This window comes from Nocardioides sp. DN36, assembly GCF_055380375.1.
This window is the reverse complement of sequence record NZ_AP043822.1, coordinates 71,399-87,529: the sequence shown is the minus strand read 5'-3', so window position 1 is coordinate 87,529 and position 16,131 is coordinate 71,399. Positions and strand designations below refer to the sequence as shown.

16 protein-coding genes and 4 pseudogenes are annotated in these 16,131 nt (G+C 64.5%); 10 read left to right on the top strand and 10 right to left on the bottom strand.

Features of this window, described 5'->3' with window-relative positions:
* Nucleotides 1-53: 53 nt before the first annotated feature.
* Entirely contained in the window at nt 54-1,277 is a 1,224-nt protein-coding gene (atzC, locus tag ACZ43H_RS00415; RefSeq protein ID WP_011776997.1) for an N-isopropylammelide isopropyl amidohydrolase, read from the top strand.
* A gap of 197 nt (nt 1,278-1,474) precedes the next feature.
* Here the strand turns inward: atzC and ACZ43H_RS00410 are convergent.
* A pseudogene (locus ACZ43H_RS00410) lies at nt 1,475-1,603 on the bottom strand (IS5/IS1182 family transposase); the annotation flags it as partial.
* 239 nt (nt 1,604-1,842) lie between these two features.
* Between ACZ43H_RS00410 and ACZ43H_RS00405 the strand changes: the two are divergent.
* From ACZ43H_RS00405 to ACZ43H_RS00385, 5 genes are read left to right on the top strand one after another with little or no spacing between them, the layout of a single operon-like run.
* Nucleotides 1,843-2,640, top strand: coding sequence for a ParA family protein (locus tag ACZ43H_RS00405; protein ID WP_205879336.1), 798 nt, complete (start codon nt 1,843-1,845; stop codon nt 2,638-2,640).
* Nucleotides 2,637-3,035 (top strand): ParB family protein, encoded by a 399-nt coding sequence (locus ACZ43H_RS00400; protein ID WP_130110733.1) that lies wholly within the window; start codon nt 2,637-2,639, stop codon nt 3,033-3,035. Before ACZ43H_RS00405 ends, ACZ43H_RS00400 begins: the two co-directional genes overlap by 4 nt.
* Before the next feature lie 2 nt (nt 3,036-3,037).
* Nucleotides 3,038-3,514 (top strand): hypothetical protein, encoded by a 477-nt coding sequence (locus tag ACZ43H_RS00395; RefSeq protein WP_130110732.1) that lies wholly within the window; start codon nt 3,038-3,040, stop codon nt 3,512-3,514.
* A complete protein-coding gene (locus ACZ43H_RS00390) occupies nt 3,511-3,807 on the top strand; it encodes a hypothetical protein (RefSeq protein WP_130110731.1) in 297 nt (98 codons plus the stop codon). Before ACZ43H_RS00395 ends, ACZ43H_RS00390 begins: the two co-directional genes overlap by 4 nt.
* On the top strand, nt 3,771-3,893 hold the full coding sequence (locus tag ACZ43H_RS00385; RefSeq protein WP_276319067.1) for a hypothetical protein: 123 nt from the start codon (nt 3,771-3,773) through the stop codon (nt 3,891-3,893). The genes ACZ43H_RS00390 and ACZ43H_RS00385 overlap by 37 nt, the downstream gene beginning before the upstream one ends.
* A 7-nt stretch (nt 3,894-3,900) precedes the next feature.
* On the opposite strand, the gene ACZ43H_RS00380 is transcribed toward ACZ43H_RS00385, so the two are convergent.
* The 3 genes from ACZ43H_RS00380 to ACZ43H_RS00370 all read right to left on the bottom strand — a co-directional run bounded on the left by ACZ43H_RS00380 (nt 3,901) and on the right by ACZ43H_RS00370 (nt 6,610).
* A complete protein-coding gene (locus ACZ43H_RS00380; protein ID WP_464583108.1) occupies nt 3,901-4,170 on the bottom strand; it encodes a hypothetical protein in 270 nt (89 codons plus the stop codon).
* 63 nt (nt 4,171-4,233) lie between these two features.
* A complete protein-coding gene (locus ACZ43H_RS00375; RefSeq protein WP_240739852.1) occupies nt 4,234-4,965 on the bottom strand; it encodes a hypothetical protein in 732 nt (243 codons plus the stop codon).
* Nucleotides 4,952-6,610 (bottom strand): Eco57I restriction-modification methylase domain-containing protein, encoded by a 1,659-nt coding sequence (locus tag ACZ43H_RS00370; protein WP_464583106.1) that lies wholly within the window; start codon nt 6,608-6,610, stop codon nt 4,952-4,954. Before ACZ43H_RS00370 ends, ACZ43H_RS00375 begins: the two co-directional genes overlap by 14 nt.
* A gap of 216 nt (nt 6,611-6,826) precedes the next feature.
* Here ACZ43H_RS00370 and ACZ43H_RS00365 point away from each other — a divergent pair, with 216 nt between their 5' ends.
* Genes ACZ43H_RS00365 through ACZ43H_RS00355 form a run of 3 tightly spaced genes read left to right on the top strand, consistent with a single transcriptional unit; the run spans nt 6,827 to nt 8,101 of the window.
* Complete coding sequence (locus tag ACZ43H_RS00365; protein WP_054687554.1) at nt 6,827-7,024, top strand: hypothetical protein; 198 nt, start codon at nt 6,827-6,829, stop codon at nt 7,022-7,024.
* A 56-nt stretch (nt 7,025-7,080) separates the two neighbouring features.
* A complete protein-coding gene (locus tag ACZ43H_RS00360) occupies nt 7,081-7,863 on the top strand; it encodes a Fic/DOC family protein (protein WP_240739850.1) in 783 nt (260 codons plus the stop codon).
* A complete protein-coding gene (locus ACZ43H_RS00355) occupies nt 7,856-8,101 on the top strand; it encodes an antitoxin VbhA family protein (RefSeq protein WP_464583103.1) in 246 nt (81 codons plus the stop codon). The genes ACZ43H_RS00360 and ACZ43H_RS00355 overlap by 8 nt, the downstream gene beginning before the upstream one ends.
* 64 nt (nt 8,102-8,165) lie before the next feature.
* Here the strand turns inward: ACZ43H_RS00355 and ACZ43H_RS00350 are convergent.
* Nucleotides 8,166-9,005: pseudogene (locus ACZ43H_RS00350) on the bottom strand (IS5 family transposase); the annotation flags it as partial.
* Between the two features lie 110 nt (nt 9,006-9,115).
* On the opposite strand from ACZ43H_RS00350, the gene ACZ43H_RS00345 reads away from it, so the two are divergent.
* Nucleotides 9,116-11,332, top strand: coding sequence for an amidase (locus ACZ43H_RS00345; protein ID WP_464583101.1), 2,217 nt, complete (start codon nt 9,116-9,118; stop codon nt 11,330-11,332).
* 178 nt (nt 11,333-11,510) lie between these two features.
* Here the strand turns inward: ACZ43H_RS00345 and ACZ43H_RS00340 are convergent.
* From ACZ43H_RS00340 to ACZ43H_RS00320, 5 genes and pseudogenes are all read right to left on the bottom strand, one after another.
* Nucleotides 11,511-11,824, bottom strand: a pseudogene (locus ACZ43H_RS00340) (fumarylacetoacetate hydrolase family protein); the annotation flags it as partial.
* A 147-nt stretch (nt 11,825-11,971) separates the two neighbouring features.
* Nucleotides 11,972-12,508, bottom strand: a complete 537-nt coding sequence (locus ACZ43H_RS00335; RefSeq protein ID WP_464583099.1) for a recombinase family protein — start codon at nt 12,506-12,508, stop codon at nt 11,972-11,974.
* A gap of 89 nt (nt 12,509-12,597) precedes the next feature.
* Nucleotides 12,598-12,786: pseudogene (locus ACZ43H_RS00330) on the bottom strand (hypothetical protein); the annotation flags it as partial.
* Between the two features lie 60 nt (nt 12,787-12,846).
* Nucleotides 12,847-13,734, bottom strand: coding sequence for an ArdC-like ssDNA-binding domain-containing protein (locus ACZ43H_RS00325; protein WP_099197235.1), 888 nt, complete (start codon nt 13,732-13,734; stop codon nt 12,847-12,849).
* Between the two features lie 337 nt (nt 13,735-14,071).
* Entirely contained in the window at nt 14,072-16,084 is a 2,013-nt protein-coding gene (locus tag ACZ43H_RS00320; protein WP_130111496.1) for a hypothetical protein, read from the bottom strand.
* Nucleotides 16,085-16,131 lie beyond the last annotated feature (47 nt).

Genomic DNA, 16,131 nt, shown 5'->3' with positions numbered 1-16,131 from the left:
ACCAAAAAGAAGGCTCGAAGTTACAAGTCCTAGTTTAAAAAATGAGGATAAAAATGAGTAAAGATTTTGATTTAATCATTAGAAACGCCTATCTAAGTGAAAAAGACAGTGTATATGATATTGGGATTGTTGGTGACAGAATAATCAAAATAGAAGCTAAAATTGAAGGAACCGTAAAAGACGAAATTGATGCAAAGGGTAACCTTGTGTCTCCCGGATTTGTCGATGCACATACCCATATGGATAAGTCATTTACGAGCACAGGTGAAAGATTACCGAAGTTTTGGAGCAGACCTTATACAAGGGATGCTGCCATCGATGCTGCCATCGAGGATGGCTTGAAATATTATAAAAATGCTACCCACGAAGAAATAAAAAGACATGTGATAGAACATGCTCACATGCAGGTACTCCATGGGACTTTATACACCCGGACCCATGTAGATGTAGATTCAGTTGCTAAAACAAAAGCAGTGGAAGCAGTTTTAGAAGCCAAGGAAGAGTTAAAGGATCTTATCGATATACAAGTCGTAGCCTTTGCACAGAGTGGATTTTTCGTTGATTTGGAATCTGAATCATTGATTAGAAAATCCTTGGATATGGGCTGTGATTTAGTTGGGGGAGTTGATCCTGCTACGCGGGAAAATAATGTTGAGGGTTCTTTAGACCTATGCTTTAAATTAGCAAAGGAATACGATGTTGATATCGACTATCACATACATGATATTGGAACTGTTGGAGTATATTCGATAAATCGTCTTGCCCAAAAGACAATTGAAAATGGGTATAAGGGTAGAGTAACTACGAGTCATGCCTGGTGTTTTGCAGATGCTCCGTCCGAATGGCTCGATGAGGCAATCCCATTGTACAAGGATTCGGGTATGAAATTTGTTACCTGTTTTAGTAGTACACCGCCTACTATGCCGGTGATAAAGCTGCTTGAAGCTGGCATCAATCTTGGCTGTGCTTCGGACAATATCAGAGATTTTTGGGTTCCCTTTGGCAACGGTGATATGGTACAAGGGGCTCTGATCGAAACTCAGAGATTAGAGTTAAAGACAAACAGAGATTTGGGACTAATTTGGAAAATGATAACGTCAGAGGGTGCTAGAGTTTTAGGAATTGAAAAGAACTATGGGATAGAAGTTGGTAAAAAGGCCGATCTTGTTGTATTAAATTCGTTGTCACCACAATGGGCAATAATCGACCAAGCAAAAAGACTATGCGTAATTAAAAATGGACGTATCATTGTGAAGGATGAGGTTATAGTTGCCTAATAGATGCTTTTTTTGGAGCGGCACCCTAAGGATGGTCTGCACGAATCACTTTTGACCGTGGTTGCGAGTTGACTGTCATGGGAGCAAGTCGATTTGCAGTGAATCGCGGCTCCGTGTTGCTGCGAATCGCCTCTCGGTGCCCCTCAATCACCGCTTTTCTGCGGTCTTCGCTGCCTTTTGGCAGCCTGCGGGCGCACTCATCCCACCAAGCTCCCGACCTTGTTCCTCACCATCCACAGGTTGGACAGCGCGAACAGCGTCTTCAACTGCGCCGTGTTCTTCTTCAATCCCCGGTAGCGCACCTTCACGTGTCCGAACTGGCGCTTCTCCGGCCGCTACCGCGTCACCGAGTACAAGGGCGACCAGGGGAGCCGCTTGCAGCACGAGGTCCGAGCCGACGAAATCGCGGTGAGCCTGCGCGGGCAGAGCGTCCGCGTGGTCGGCAAGCCCTCGACCGCCGACCAGGGCGACGACACCCCGTTCTGATCCCGCACTCAGGGGTGCGCCTCCACCGTGGGGCGCACCCCTAACAGTACTATTGCCGTTACACATGAAAGGTGACACCGTGACCGCTCGAATCCTCGCCCTCTGCAATCAGAAGGGCGGCGTCGGCAAGAGCACGACGACATTCCACCTGGCCCGCGCCGCGGTGCTGGCTGGGCGTAGCGTGCTCGCCGTCGACCTCGACCCGCAGGGAAACCTCACGACGTCGATCGCAGCCGAAACCGTCGAGGAAGATCAGCCCGGCCTAGCCGATGCGCTGAGCAAGCACGCCGACGAGACGCTGCGCGACGTCATCGTGCCGGGACTGTGGCCCGGCCTCGACCTCGTGCCGACGTCGGGCGTCGAGCTCGGCAGTGTGCGCGATGAACTCGTGATCGCCGGAGCGGGCCGAGAGAGCCGCCTACGCGCCGCGCTGCGCGAGGTTGCAGACGACTATGACCTGATCCTCATCGACTGCGCGCCGAGCCTTGACCAGCTCACCAGCAACGGCCTGACGGCCGCGGACGGGGTAGTGGTCGTGACGCACTCGAAGCTGTGGAGCGCCAACGGCCTGACGCAGCTCCTCGACACGATCGCGCTCGTGCGCGAGCACTACAACGCGCAGCTCGACGTCGCCGGCATCCTCATCAACCAGCACGAGGAGAACACCGTCAGCGGCCGCGCCTGGCTCGACGACCTCACCGAGGCGGCCGAGGCACGCGGACTGCGCGTGCTCACCCCGCCGGTTCCCAAGCGCGTCGTGATCGCGGATGCCGTCGAAGCATCCAAGGGCCTCGACGAGTGGGGGAGCGCCGAAGCAACCGCCCTCAGCGGCCTCTACAGCGGCCACCTGACCACCCTCGAAGGAGTACGCGCATGAGCGCCCGACCCGAACGCAAACGCTCCACCCTCAGCGGGCGGAACCCCATCGCACCGGCCGCTGAGACGCCGCAGGAGCCTCCCGCAGCCGCTCCCGCGCCTGTCGCACCGGCCACGCCTGCAGAGAGCGCCACAGAGCCGCAGGCGGCCGCACCGAAGAAGCGCAGCAAGTACCCGCCCAAGGTGTCGTTCTACCAGGAGCAGGAGGACACTGACCGCATCCGTGGCGCGATCATGCACACCATCCCCTACGAAGGCGTGCGCAGCCTCTCGCAGTTCCTCAGCGGGGCCGCTATGAAGGAAGTCGAGCGGCTAGAGCGCCAGTACAACGGCGGCAAGCCGTTTCCGCCCGTGGGGGCTCGAGAACTGCCCCAGGGCAGACCGATGGGGGAGTGACCATGACGCAGCTCAACCACGAAGCGCGAGAGACGCTGCGATGGGCGGGGATCACCCCCGGTCAGTGGGCGAAACGCCACGGGTACGAGTCAGCGAAGGATTGGCGCGGCGACGAGTGCGGATGCACCGACGACCGCTGTATCGGCTACCACCACGACGCCACGGACGAGTGCGGGTGCCTGCCCGCCCTCATCGAGGAGCTGCGTCGGGATGAGCGCAAGCTGACCGCCGCCCGTCCCGTGTGGGCCGCGCACGTTCGCTCCACCGAGAGCGGCACGGCCGAGGATCGCGCCGCAGCCGACCAGCTCGCGGCCGAGTGGGTCGCCGAGTACAACCCCGGCGCCGTCTGGCACTCCCTGACGCCTCGCGGGATCGTCTACCGCAACCAGTGGAACGACCGGACGTGGCTCATCTACGACGCCGATCGCGACTCGATCGAGACGGCCGACGTCACCGACGAAACGGAGATCTCCGCATGACCGGCGTGACCGTGCAGCAGCTCGTCGACCAAGTGCTCGATACCGCCCAGGCGGCGCACCCAGGCGTGGAGTTCGGTATCACGCTGTCGTTGGCGAACGCCCTGCTTCTGCAGAAGGACTCCGACAAGCTGTGGCGCAAGGATGCTGACGGGCGAGAGGGCTACTACAGCGGCCACGTCTACCGGGATTGCCTTGTCGACGAGATTCCGAGCGAGGAGCCGGCGCCGATCGCGATTTCCTTGTCATCGTGTCGCCCGTGTACGGCACCAGCTCGGAGGCCGAGCAGGCGGTGACCTACTACGGCGACCTGCGCACGGGTGCGATCGCGACGGACCTGCCCGAGGACGTGCGGACCGATCCGCCGCCCGAGTCGGCCTAGGCCTGCCTCAGCGTCGGTTGCTCGTCGACCGGCCGGTGTGCTTGATGTACTCCCACCAGGTGAACTCGACCGCGAGACGCATCGCATCCTCCGGGAAGTATCCGATGAGCTGCCGCTCGGCGGGGTCGCGGTCGAAGGTCACCGAGCGCAGCAGTCGGCGGCCGCGGACCTCCACGTAGCGAATGATCGCGATGCGCCGGCTCTTGTCGAATACATACCAGACCCCCAGCTCGGGGGAGCGCTGCAACTGCGACATAGGCGACCAGTGCTGCACCACGTCGGTGACCGTAAAGCCATCCCCCGACACGAGCGGGACGACGTGTCACTGGCGCGGGGCAGCTCAGGCCTTGGTGACGGTCCCGTCGAGGCCTTCGTAGAGGTCGAAGTTTCGTTCTCCAATAAGCGCGACGAGCGTGTCGAACGCTTCGGAGAGCGGAACCTCAGTGGCAAGGTCGTTAGCTTCATATGCGCGGATGGATGGCATCGTGTCGTTCAGATCGGCCAAGAGAACGTAGAACTTCTCGTACTGCTCATCTCGGCCGGCAGGGTCCTGCCGGCCAGTGAAGAGCCGAAGGCGTGGACCAGCGTTGATGAAGGTCGACTTTCGCCGACCCGTGCCGTCGTGCTCGGCTCCGGCATCGAAGATGAGCAGTGCAGCAAGCACGGCGTACGGGAACCGGCGATGCAGGGTGACGGCTTCGTTGAGGAGGTCTGCTCGACGATTGGTGAGATTCTTCTGGTAGTTCCTGGTCTGGCCGTCCTTGAACAAGATCGTCTTCACGCTGACGGCGAGGATGAGCCCGGATTCTTCGGTGGCCCAGGTCACGTCGACCTTCTTCGCGCCGATCCCGCCGGCCAGACGTCGTTCCGCGCCGCTGACCCCTGCTTCGCCGGGTCCGGTTGGTCTAGCGCCGTCCATGCCCCGTGCACGGAGCTCGGCGGCGACGGCCAGGGCGACCGCGGCCGATAGCTTTTCGTTGTAGTTCTTCTTGGTGGCCTGCGGAGCGGTGTCGGCGGGCTTTGAGCCGCACGATCGGATAGCCGCGATCAGGCGATCGTCAATCGCTGCCACGACGGCTCCTCGACTCTCGCCGCTTCGAGAGGTCAGCGCGTGCCGCGCGAATCTCCGCGACGTCCGGGCGGCGCATGCCGAGAGTCCGAACCAGCAACACGTCGTCGACGAGCTTGGCGGCCTCGAGGACTTGTCCGCGGCGGAGCTTCCCGCCGACGACGGGGCGGATCGCGAGTAGCGCGTCACGTGCAGCGGCGACCGTCGACGGATCGGGCAGCGCCCACAGGTCGGCTTCGCCCGGCTCCATCTTCAGCATGCCGCCGCCGTACGCGCGGCCGGTGAACTCGGCGCCCAGCATCGTGACGGAGTTCAGTGCGGCAAGAGGCAGCAGCTCTCGGCCAATGCTTCGGTGCTCCGGCGTGAGGTAGACCCCGTGGACGGAGTTCAGGTGCAAAGCGCCGGCTGTATTGGTGGTGATTCTTGGGGTGTCCGCGTTCATGTAGGTCAGGAGCAGATCGGCCTTTTTCACGAGAGGAACGCGCCACCACTCTCTGCGGACGCGGCACTTATAGGCCGCGTGCACCGACTCTTCCTCGCCTTGCGCGATGTACGCCATCGCGGCGGTGGACGGCTTGTCCGCAGGGCGGAACAGCATCGTACGTTTACCGGCTTTCCCGAGCTCCGTGTGCGCGCGGGTTGAGAACTCCAATCCGCGCAGATGGCTCGAGCCCGGAGGGGAGAGCCGCACCACGTCGCTCGGCTGCAGTTTGAGCTCAGCGACTCGCGCGGGCGACAGCGCGAAGTACTTGTTGTTGCCGGTGACCATCCCGAGCGACGTCTCGCCCCAGTTCTGCATCGCCATGAATTGGCCGCTCAGGATCAGCTTTCCGTAGATCTTCAGGGCTTCGGGTGTGACTGTCGAGCTTGACCATTTCGCTGCGGGGTCGGGGGGCGTCCAGGTGGCGATCGGGGGCAAGTCGGTGGCCAGCGAGGCCGCGTTCGCCACCTGGCGGATGCGGGCATGGTCGGTCGAGCCGCCGTAGCCGTCGGCCAGGAGCAGAATGGCCTCTGTCTCTGCCTCCTCGAACACTCGCTGCTCGAACAGCACAAGGTCGACCTGAGCAAAGTTCTCGAAGAGGAACCGACGGACGGGGGCGGCGTAGTTCGCGTGTAGCAGTTCCGCAGGCAGTACGTAGCCGAGTCGGCCCCCAGCGCGCAGGCCGAGGGCGCCGTGGACGGTGAACGCCGCCCACGACGATGCCAGTCCCGAGAGCGCGACCCCTCCGCGGAGAGCCGCGGCACGCGCCTTCGTGCGCGCCTCGCCCGTGAAGTCTTGGAATCGGATGTACGGAGGATTGCCGACGACCGCGGTGTACTGGCCGCTCGCAGGGGTATCGAAGAAGTCGCTCACGGTCATGACGACCTCGCCGCCCGCCGCCCTGATTCGTCTGGCTCCGTATTCCGCGCTCCACCCATGCAGCTCAACACCGTGTACGACCGGCGTTGATACGCCGAGCATGCGCAGTCGCGACACCGCGTGCGCAAGAAACTCGGCATCGCCTGCGGACGGCTCGAGGATCAGATCGCTCGCGTCTCGTACCGCCCAGTTGGCGATGAAAGAAGCGATCGCAGGGGGAGTAAAGAACGCTCCGCGCGCCTTCCGAGCTTCGGCGCCGTCGGAGGGGTCGCGCGCGCCGAGGATCACGCACCAATTCTGTCCGATACCACCCACACCGCGGGGATCGACGCTCCCTAGACGTCCCGAAATCGATCGATTTCGGGACGAGTGCCAACCCCGGCTCGTCGACGTCGACACGCCGTGCCGAAACTCCGTGCCAAAACCTCCCATGTTCCGAAACCTGATTCGACCGTTTTCGACCCATAGCTGATAGAATCGAAGCACGCCACGAGAGGGGCAAGCATGGTCCGTACGCTCATCGCCGCACCGCCGGCATCGACCACTGCCGAGGACCGCCTGGCGTTCGCGGATGCAGCTCTCGCGCTGGCCGGCCACGAGGTCATCGACCCGGCGCTGCGCACCATCGTCGAGCGGGCCGCTCGCCACGAGCTGACGGGGGATGAGGCGCGCGCTGCGATCCGCCGCCACGTGCAGGGCTGATGCCTCGCGGCACCACCTTTCGTACCTGGGATGACTACTTCATCCCAGGTACATCTGTGTTGAGGAACAAGTTCACCGCACCCGGCAAGCCGTATGGGGAACCCGACCCCGACAAGCTCCGGCAGTTGGAAGAGGCATACGCGCACACGCGCCTTCAAGAGCTGTACGACAACCCGATTCCCGGCCAGTTCGACTACGACCACATGAAGGCGATCCACGCTTACGTGTTCCAGGATGTCTACGAGTGGGCTGGTCAAGAACGGGTGGCGCCGGCCGGGCAGTTCATGACAAAGGACGGGCACGCCTACTACGGCGCCGGTCCTCACCTGACGGCGGCCGCCGAGGCCGAGTACGCCAAACTCGCCGGCAAGGACTATCTGCGCGGACTGCCGCAAGCGAAGTTCGTCGACGAGCTCGCGGAGAGCTGGGGGGAGCTGAATGTCGTACACAGCTTCCGTGAGGGCAATACGCGGACGCAGTTCGTGTTCTTCTCCCAGCTCGCAGAGCAGGCCGGCTATCGGATCGACGCCGCGCAATTTGCCCCTGGCTCGCCGCTGCGCGACGAGTTCGTGCAGGCACGGTTTCACTCCCAGGACACCGGCCGAAACGATCAGCTCGCCGCGGTGCTGGGGAAGGCGATTACCCCTTTAGACCGTGACGCTTCGGCGTCCCGGATGAGCGACAACGGCGTAGCCGACGCCCTCCGCGCAAGCTTCCCCATGAGTGCGAGAGGGGCGGTGCGACCTACACCCACGCCGGGCGCGAACGTCGCAGGGCGTTCGACGACGCAGCACCCCGAAAGAGGCAGAACCGACACAGGACGGAGCGGACGTGACTGACCCGATGACTACTCGATTCGACGTTGAGCAGCGGTGGCCGGAGTTGTTCGACGGCCTGACCGAGACGCAGCGCTGGTCCGTCGTGCAGTCCCTCGCGGCCGCCTGGCATGAGGGCTGGGAGCCGAACCGCGCCGACGTCGCCAACCTCACCGAGTATGCGGGTGGCCGGATCGACCACGCCGAGTACATCCGTCGATCGGATGCGTCGTCGACGGGCATGCGGGGGAGTGTGCGATGAACGTTGTCGGCTACGCCCGTGTGTCTAAGCGGGAGCAGAACCCCGCCGCCCAGGAGTCCGAGTTGATCACCCGAAACGGGTGCTCCACCTTCGCGCGCACACCCGCCTTGATCCGCTCGATCTTCTCAAGCAAGGCATCGGCTTCGTTGTGCTCCGTGTCCAGTGCGCGCCGCTTGCCCGGGCGCATTGCCACATGCCACGTCACACCAGGCTTGGCATCAGGACGCTTGTCCGCTCCTTGGTAGCCGGCATCGGTAAACACCACCGTCTCTTCGCCGTGCAGCAGGCTGTTGGCCTCGACGACGTCATTGACGTTGCCCGACGTTCCTTGCACCGTGTGCACCAGACCGGACTCGGCATCCACGCCGATGTGCGCCTTCATCCCAAAATACCACTGCTGTCCTTTCTTGCTCTGGTGCATCTCGGGGTCTCGCTCTCCCTCACGGTTCTTCGTCGAACTGGGAGCCGCGATCAGCGTGGCGTCCACCACCGTGCCGGCCTTGAGCAGCAGCCCCTTGGCGCTGAGCAACCCATTGACCGTGGCAAGGATCTGATCGGCCAGCTTGTGGCGCTCCAGCAGATGGCGAAAGCGCAGGATGCTGGATTCGCTGGGCATGGCATCGGCCCAGTTGGACAGGCCCGCGAAGTCACGGAACACCGGCACGTCGTGCAGCGCCTCTTCCATCGCCGGATCACTGAGATTGAACCACTGCTGCATGAAGTGGATGCGCAGCATCGCCTCTACCGCGAAGGGCTGCTGGCCGCGGTGGCCGGACTGCGGTGCATAGGGCTCGATCAGCGACACCAGTTCGCTCCAGGGAACCACGCGCTCCATCGACTCCAGGAATTCGCGCTTGCGCGTTCGCCGCGAGGTGTTCGGCAGGCCAAGGCTCGTTTGCTTCATGCTTCACATCGTCGCGGTTCATACGGATTCAGGCAACCACGGATTCGGGGGATTCGTGCAGAGATTCCCTAACGCGTAAGATTTTTACCTATTGATGTTAATTTGAGGAGATGAATAACATGGAATTTTTATTACTGGTATTACCTTTGCTGATTATTATCTTTCTTTTGGTGCGGAAGCAGCATATGTTGGTTGCGGCATTCATAGGCGGAGCCTTAGCAATTATATTGGGACGATTAGATGCAGTAGTAATTAATAAGCTTTTTACAGAAGGCATTACCAAAATGCTCGGTATGACGGTTCCAATTTTGTATGCCGCTACGGCATCAATGGTTACAAAAGCTGGTTCCATCAATTCTGTTGTAAATTTGGCTAATCATTATTTTAAAGGACGTATAGCGATACTGGCAGGTTTTATGGTTCTAATCCAGGGAGTAGCCACTTTAATGTCAGGGTTAGCATCAAGTAATAGTATCGTAATAGCACCTTTAGTCTTTGCTGCGTTCGGTGCGGTGCCTGAAGTTATAGCCGGTATGACGATTGTCTCCGCAGTTGCTTTTTCTACCACTCCAGTATCGGGTCATGCTGTAGTTGCGGCTCAAATGGCTAAGATTGATATATTTGAATATTTTTCTTTAATGCAGCCGATAGTTGCTCTGTTCTTTGTGATAGGCATAGGAATTGCAGTATTTGGAGTATTAAAACGGGGGACTATGTTTAAAGGCACTGGAAGTGAGACCAGTGAAAATGCTGCGGCTGCAGAGGATGCTACTGATTCTGTTAATCAAATGTGGATAAAAGCGGTACCCTTTATTGCGCTTTTGATTATGGCGGTGTTCGGATCTAATATTAACAAACTTATTCACATTAATATTTTTACGCGTATCGCGGCCGCAGTGCGAGCGGGCGAGGTCACGCCCGAAGAAGTGCTCGATGACACCCTCGCGGCCGTGGAGGCGGCCAACCCCGGCATCAACGCCTTCGTGCACGTGGGCGAACCCGAGGCTCGCGCCGCCGCGCGGAACCTGCTCGCACGCCTGCGGGCGGGCGAGGACGTCGGCGCGCTGGCGGGCGTGCCGACCGCGATGAAAGACCTCTTCAACTTCTACCCCGGCTGGCCGTCGACCTTCGGCGGCATCCCGAGCATGCGCGAGTACGTCACCGAGATGCGCTCGAACTACCCCGAGCGCATCGAGGCGGCCGGCGCCGTCATGGTCGGCGCGACCAACAGCCCGCTGCTCGGGTACCGCGGGGCGACCGACAACGACCTGTTCGGGGCGACCGGAAACGCCTTCGACCTCGACCGCAACAGCGGCGGCTCGTCCGGCGGCAGCGCGGCGGCCGTCGCATCCGGGCTGCTGCCCATCGCCGAAGGAGCCGACGGCGGCGGATCGATCCGCATCCCGGCCGCGTGGAGCGGGGTCTTCGGATTCCAGCCCTCGCCCGGCCGCGTACCCATGGTGATGCGGCCCAACGGTTTCGGCGCGGTCTCGCCCTTCCTCTACTCCGGGCCGCTCGCGCGCACGGTGGAGGATGCAGCACTGGTGCTGGAGGCCATCAGCGGCGAGAACCCCGCCGACCCCTTCTCGCTGCCCGGTTCGGTGGACTGGAGCGCAGCCATGCGCGGATCGCTGAAGGGCGTGCGCGTGGGCTACACGCGCGATTTCGGGGTGTACGCGGTCGACCCGCGCATCGCCGAGGGCGTCGAGGACGCCGTCCGCGCGCTCGAACAGCAGGGCGCGATCGTGGTGCCGCTGGATATCACGCTGCCCTACGACCAACGCGAGCTGAGCGATCTGTGGTCGCGGCTGGCCGGGGCCGGAAGCCTCAGCGCCGTCGCGGGCATGGAGTCGTCCGGCCTCGAGATGCGCGCGCACCTGCCCGCGCAGGTCGCGCACTGGATCGACGTGGTGGGGGCGCAGACCTTCGCCGACCAGCAGCGCGATCAGATCATGCGCACGGCCATCCTCGACACCATCCAGGCCGCGTACGCCACGGTCGACATCATCGCGTGCCCCACGGTCGGAGCGCTCGCGGTGCGCAACGCCGAGCGGGGGCAGACCGTGGGCCCCTCGAGCATCGACGGCACCGAGGTCGACCCGTACATCGGCTGGTGCCTGACGTACCTGACCAACCTGTCGGGGCTGCCGGCCGCCTCCCTGCCCGGCGGCCTGATCGACGGCCTGCCCTTCGGGGTGCAGCTGATCGGCCGCCGTCACGACGACGCGCTGCTGCTGAGCGCGAGCGCGCGCTTCGAAGAGGCGCGCCCCTGGGCCTGGACGTACGACCGTCTCGACGCGCGGCTCACCCGGGCGCTCGCCGCCTGAGCTCGCCGCATCCGCTCTCGGGCGGGAGGAACGACGAAGAGGCCACCGGATCAACCGGTGGCCTCTTCGCTCGTGGTGCCGGGGGTGTGGCAGCGGCGACAGCTTCCACACCCCCGGGGCTTGTTACGCAACGCCCTGGACGAGCCAGATGGCGGCGAGGCCGACGGCGAAGATCCAGTCATGCGTTCTGCTCTTCTCTGCGCGGTGCGCGCGTCGTGCGGATGCGGTTGGTCAAGCGGCCGATCCCCTCGATCGAGGTCGTGACCACGGCGCCGTCGGCCAGGTAGCGCGGCGGGGTCTGGCCCGATCCCACGCCCCCGGGGGTGCCGGTGAGCACCAGGTCGCCGGGGCGCAGGCGGGTGAAGGCCGAGATGTAGGACACCAGCCGGGGGCGTCGAAGACGAGCGTGTCGGTGGAGGCGGACTGCATCAGTTCGCCGTCGACCTCGCACCGCACCTCGAGCCCTGCGGCGGGGTCGATCTCGTCGGCGGTCGGACGCGACCGGGATCAAGCTGCGCACGCTCACCCGGCGGCTGCACCTGACCAAGCCGGCGGGCCTCACCGTCGACGAGCTGAACGCGATAGCCGGCGCCCTCGACGTCGCCCCGGGCGTCCTGCTCCGCGATGACCAGAGCGACGCTACCGCTGCGTCTGAGTGAGTTCCTGATCCGCCCTGCTCAGGGCTCGCGCGACCGTGGACTTCCCGACGCTGAGCACCGCGGCGATGTGGTCGAGGCTGCGATTCTCGGCACGCATCCGCTGCGCCTGTGCGATCTTCTCCGGCGTCATCTTCGACGGCCGTCCACCGACCCGGCCCTGCGCCTTGGCGTGGGCGAGGCCGCGCATCGTGTTCTCCCGGATCGTGTCGACGCGGAGCTGCGCGAACACGGCGACCATCCCGAACAGCGCACGGCCCATCGGGGTCGTGGTGTCGATCATCGGCTCCGTCAGGCTCTTGATGTTCACGCCTCGTCGGTCGAGGTCGTGCAGCGTCTCGATGATGATCCGCTCCGTGCCTCCCAGCCGGTCGAGGCGGCGCACCAGAAGGGTGTCGCCCTCCCGGAGGTAGTCGAGGCACGCGCGCCACTGGGGGCGGTCTGCGATGCGGCTGGACTCGCCGTGGTCGACGAATACTCGAGAAGCGCCGGCCGCGCGCAGATCGGCAGGGCTCTCCATCCGGGCATCGCGTGGTCGTGCTCTGCGAGGTCGCACCGGGTGTCGGCGTTGAGCATGTGCAGCTCGTGGGCCTCGTCGCTAGCGGCGACGTCCTGCCGACCGAAGTACGCGCGGTGCCACATGTGCGAGCGCATCAGGCATCCGAAGTTCCCGTGTTCGCCGGTCCACCGCTCGAACGCGGCCGCGAGGTCGTCGGGGTGGTGGTAGTCGGTGACGTACCGCAGGGGCACGCCTTCCCAGGGGGTCGCGGCCACGGCCTCGCGCTCGAACTCGGCCATATCGAACAGGGTCGGCTCTCCGTGCATGACGTTCTCCTAACGGGATTAGTACTATTCGGGTTACGCGGCGACGGGCTCGGGGGCGGGCTCGGTGATCGCGTCGGCCAGGGCGTGCGCGGTGCGCAGCACGTTTGCCGCGGTGGCCTTGATCGTCTCGGCCTCGCACTTGCTCCACCCGGCGACGTAGCCGACGCTGTAGGCGCTCGTGTCGAGTCCGAGAATCCCGGCGACGATGTAGGCGACGCTCTCGGCCTCGGTTTCCTTGATCCCGCGGTGCTCGACGTACTCGGCGTGATCTTCCTCGGCGTGCAGGATGACGTGGGCGGCCTCGTGAAGGGCGGTCTTGGCTGCCTGAGCGGGGGAGAGGTCCGCGTCGATCACGACGCGCTGCGTGCCGTCGGTGGTGGTGTACCCGTTCGCGCCTCCGGCGATCTGCTCGCGCTCGACGGTCCAGCCCTTGCCGGTGAGGTAGTCGGCCACGGCGTCGAAGATGCCCGCGGGGTCGTCTCCGGTGAGCTGTCGCGCAATGTCGGCCGGGTCGCCCGCTTCCTCGTCGATGAGGTCGGTCTGTCCCATGTCGAACACGGACACCGGGAAGAATCGCACGCGGCGCTGTTCCTCCTCCTCGCCGGTCTGCTCGTTCTCGACCGTCTCGCGCACGTCGCGGCCGCCGAAGATGCGGATTCCGCGCTCACCCTTGCGCACCTGGCGGTTGAGCTTCTGCCACGTCCGGTAACCGGCGACGTGCGACGCCTCGGGGCACTGGGCGAAGATCAGCAGCAGGTTCCCCAGGCTGTAGCGGTGGAACGACTGCGCGAACGTCAGGAACCGCGCCCACGTCTCGGACTCGCGCAGCGCCTCGACCTGTTCCGCGATCGTCGCTTGCAGGGCCTCGGCCTCGGCGCGACGCTCCTCGGGGCTCTTGGTGTTCTTGACCGTGCGTGCCATGTTCGGAACCTCCACCTAACGGGATTAGTACTATTTGCGTCTGTCTCACCCCCACGTTTTTTTGCCGTGAAGGCGGTTTACCGCCGCTAGGGAGGACGGCCGGAGTGCAACCCGGAGGGCGGTGGGGGAGAGAGTTTCGGCGCGATGTGAGGGAGCGCAGCGACCGCGTGCCGAAAGTCTCGGAGGAGCCGGCGGCGCAGCCGCTTGCATGGAGGTTGGCCGACCGTATGCTGCCGAAGGCTTCACGGCAAAACAACGGGCCGAAGGCCCTGACAGCGCCGGCATCGCCGGCTCGACCAGCGAGCCCGTGGGCTCGCCTCCGCGCAGCGGATCGTCGCTAGGCGACCTGACGTCGCGGTGTCTCGCCCGCCTTGGTGGCGGGGCCGTCGCAGTACCGGCACCTGACACCGATCGTCATCCCGTGCGCGCAGTAGCCCGGATCGATCCATTCCGCGTCGACCTCGTCGACGTCGGCGACGTCGACGAGGGTTCTCGAGCGGAGATCTCCGTCGGCGTTGCGGTCGTACGCCCGCACGGCCGTTCCCTCGCGCTCCTCGACGATGATGCGACGAGCTGCGGCATAGTCCAGCCGGCCATCGGGTCGGCGCGGGTGTGGGCCGTAGGCGTGGGTGCCGTCATCCGGGACGAGGGAGAGCTGACCCCGGCTCGGTCGACGTTTCGCGTCGGGTCGACGGGGCGCGTGCATCCACGCCTCCTCGGCCTTCCACCATGCCCACGCCTCGCGCTCGACGCGGTAGCGGGTAGCGCGGGCGTCGAGTCGGCCGGCGACCCCGGCGCGCTCGGCGGCCACGTCGAGGGGGAGCGCGTCGACGCGGTGCCAGCCGTCGCGGGCGCGCTCGACGATGCCGGAGTAGGTGAGGCGGTCCAGCAGTCGACGGGTGCGCAGCGGGTCGGCGCCGATCAGAGGGGAGAGTTCGTCGAGGGGGCGAGCTGTGGTGTCGATTCGTGCGTAGAGGTTCCCGGCCAGGTGTCCGAGCGCAGGGCGGGTAGCGGTGAACAGGTCGTGTGCGGCATCTGTTGTTCGTGCTCGGAGCGTTGCGAGGATCGCGGTTCTCTCAGCGGCCCCGGCCCCAGGGGGGCGCGGGTCCGCTTGTGACCGGGCATGATCCGAGTTGCTGTGGAGAGCGCTCTGAGGGTCGATCGTCCAGTGAGCGGCGCGGGGTCCGTCCGCGGCCGCGGTCTGTGCGATCCATCCGTCCTCGGAGAGGCGCAGCAGCGCCGTCCTGGCCGTCTCACGGCCGACCCCGGCTAGTAGGGCCAGGCGGCGGGTATCGGCTTCCAGAGAGGCGCTGAGGGCGTGCAGGGCGAGAACGCACAGCACGTCGAGGATGCGGCGATCGGCAGGGCCGCCTCCGCGGGCCCAGCGGCCGGCTGCGGCGTCGGCGCGTTGCTGGACGCCGCGCACGTGCGCGGCGATCGCGTCGGCGCGACGGTCGAACGTGGGATCGTCCCCGATCTGCCGGTCACTCGCGGCGACGTAGCGCACGGCCTTGTCCCACTGACGGGCGAGGATGCGGCGCTGCTCGCCGCGGGGGCGGTTCACGCGGCCGCGGACGGTCGCGCGCGTGCGGACGTGCTCTAGGCCGGGCTCGGTGTCGACGAGGGCGGCGACGTCGACGTGCCGCCACCTGGCGGCCGCTGCGCCGATCAGGACGCGCCAGAGCGTCGCTGAGGCGTCCGCGGGCGTCTCGTGCAGCGCTGCGGCGCTGACGGCGGGGAGCTGGCGGCGTGGGCCGACCAGGTGCAGACGGCCGTGGGCGTCCAGCGGCAGGGGCGCGTGCGGGTCGATGGTGCGAGCGGGCTCGGTGTCGTCGACGAGGCCGGCGAGGAGGCTCACGAGCGCGCGCACCTGTGCGGCGGTGGCCGTAGGCGCGCTGAGCGCGTTCAGGTCGCCGCGGAGGACCGTGGAGTGCCCGCCGGCACGGTGCGGCGCTCCTGGGGGCCGCACACAGCCCGTCACGGGGTTGCTGAGGGGCGACAGGTCGAGGGTGGGGCACACGTGCCGCGCGAGACGGGCGAGGGTGGCGACGGTATCGGCGTCGACAGACTCGGCCAGGCCGACCCACAGGTGGCGACCGCCGGTCGGCCCGGACTCGCAGACGACGTGCGACAGGCCGACGTCGGAGAGGAGGCCGGAGAGCACGTCAGTGTCGCGAGCTGCGGCCGCGGGGTCGCCGTGAGCGTCGAGGTCGAACGCGAGAAGGCGGAACCGCTGATCGGGGCCGGCGAGGTAGACCGCCCACGGGCGCTCAGGCGCAGCGGCGCCGATCACGCGATCGCGGTACTCGTTCGCGATCGTCCCGTAAGCGTCGACGACAGCCACACGCACGCGCGGCCGCGGGCTAATTGATACGGATTTCCCACTTGAAAGGATCG

Coding starts and splice junctions, on each gene's coding strand:
- ACZ43H_RS00390 (WP_130110731.1), top strand. CDS start 3,511: ATGACCGGCGTGACCGTGCAGCAGCTCGTCGACCAAGTGCTCGATACC.
- ACZ43H_RS00400 (WP_130110733.1), top strand. CDS start 2,637: ATGAGCGCCCGACCCGAACGCAAACGCTCCACCCTCAGCGGGCGGAAC.
- ACZ43H_RS00325 (WP_099197235.1), bottom strand. CDS start 13,734: ATGGCACGCACGGTCAAGAACACCAAGAGCCCCGAGGAGCGTCGCGCC.
- ACZ43H_RS00345 (WP_464583101.1), top strand. CDS start 9,116: ATGAATAACATGGAATTTTTATTACTGGTATTACCTTTGCTGATTATT.
- atzC (WP_011776997.1), top strand. CDS start 54: ATGAGTAAAGATTTTGATTTAATCATTAGAAACGCCTATCTAAGTGAA.
- ACZ43H_RS00365 (WP_054687554.1), top strand. CDS start 6,827: ATGGTCCGTACGCTCATCGCCGCACCGCCGGCATCGACCACTGCCGAG.
- ACZ43H_RS00395 (WP_130110732.1), top strand. CDS start 3,038: ATGACGCAGCTCAACCACGAAGCGCGAGAGACGCTGCGATGGGCGGGG.
- ACZ43H_RS00335 (WP_464583099.1), bottom strand. CDS start 12,508: ATGGAGAGCCCTGCCGATCTGCGCGCGGCCGGCGCTTCTCGAGTATTC.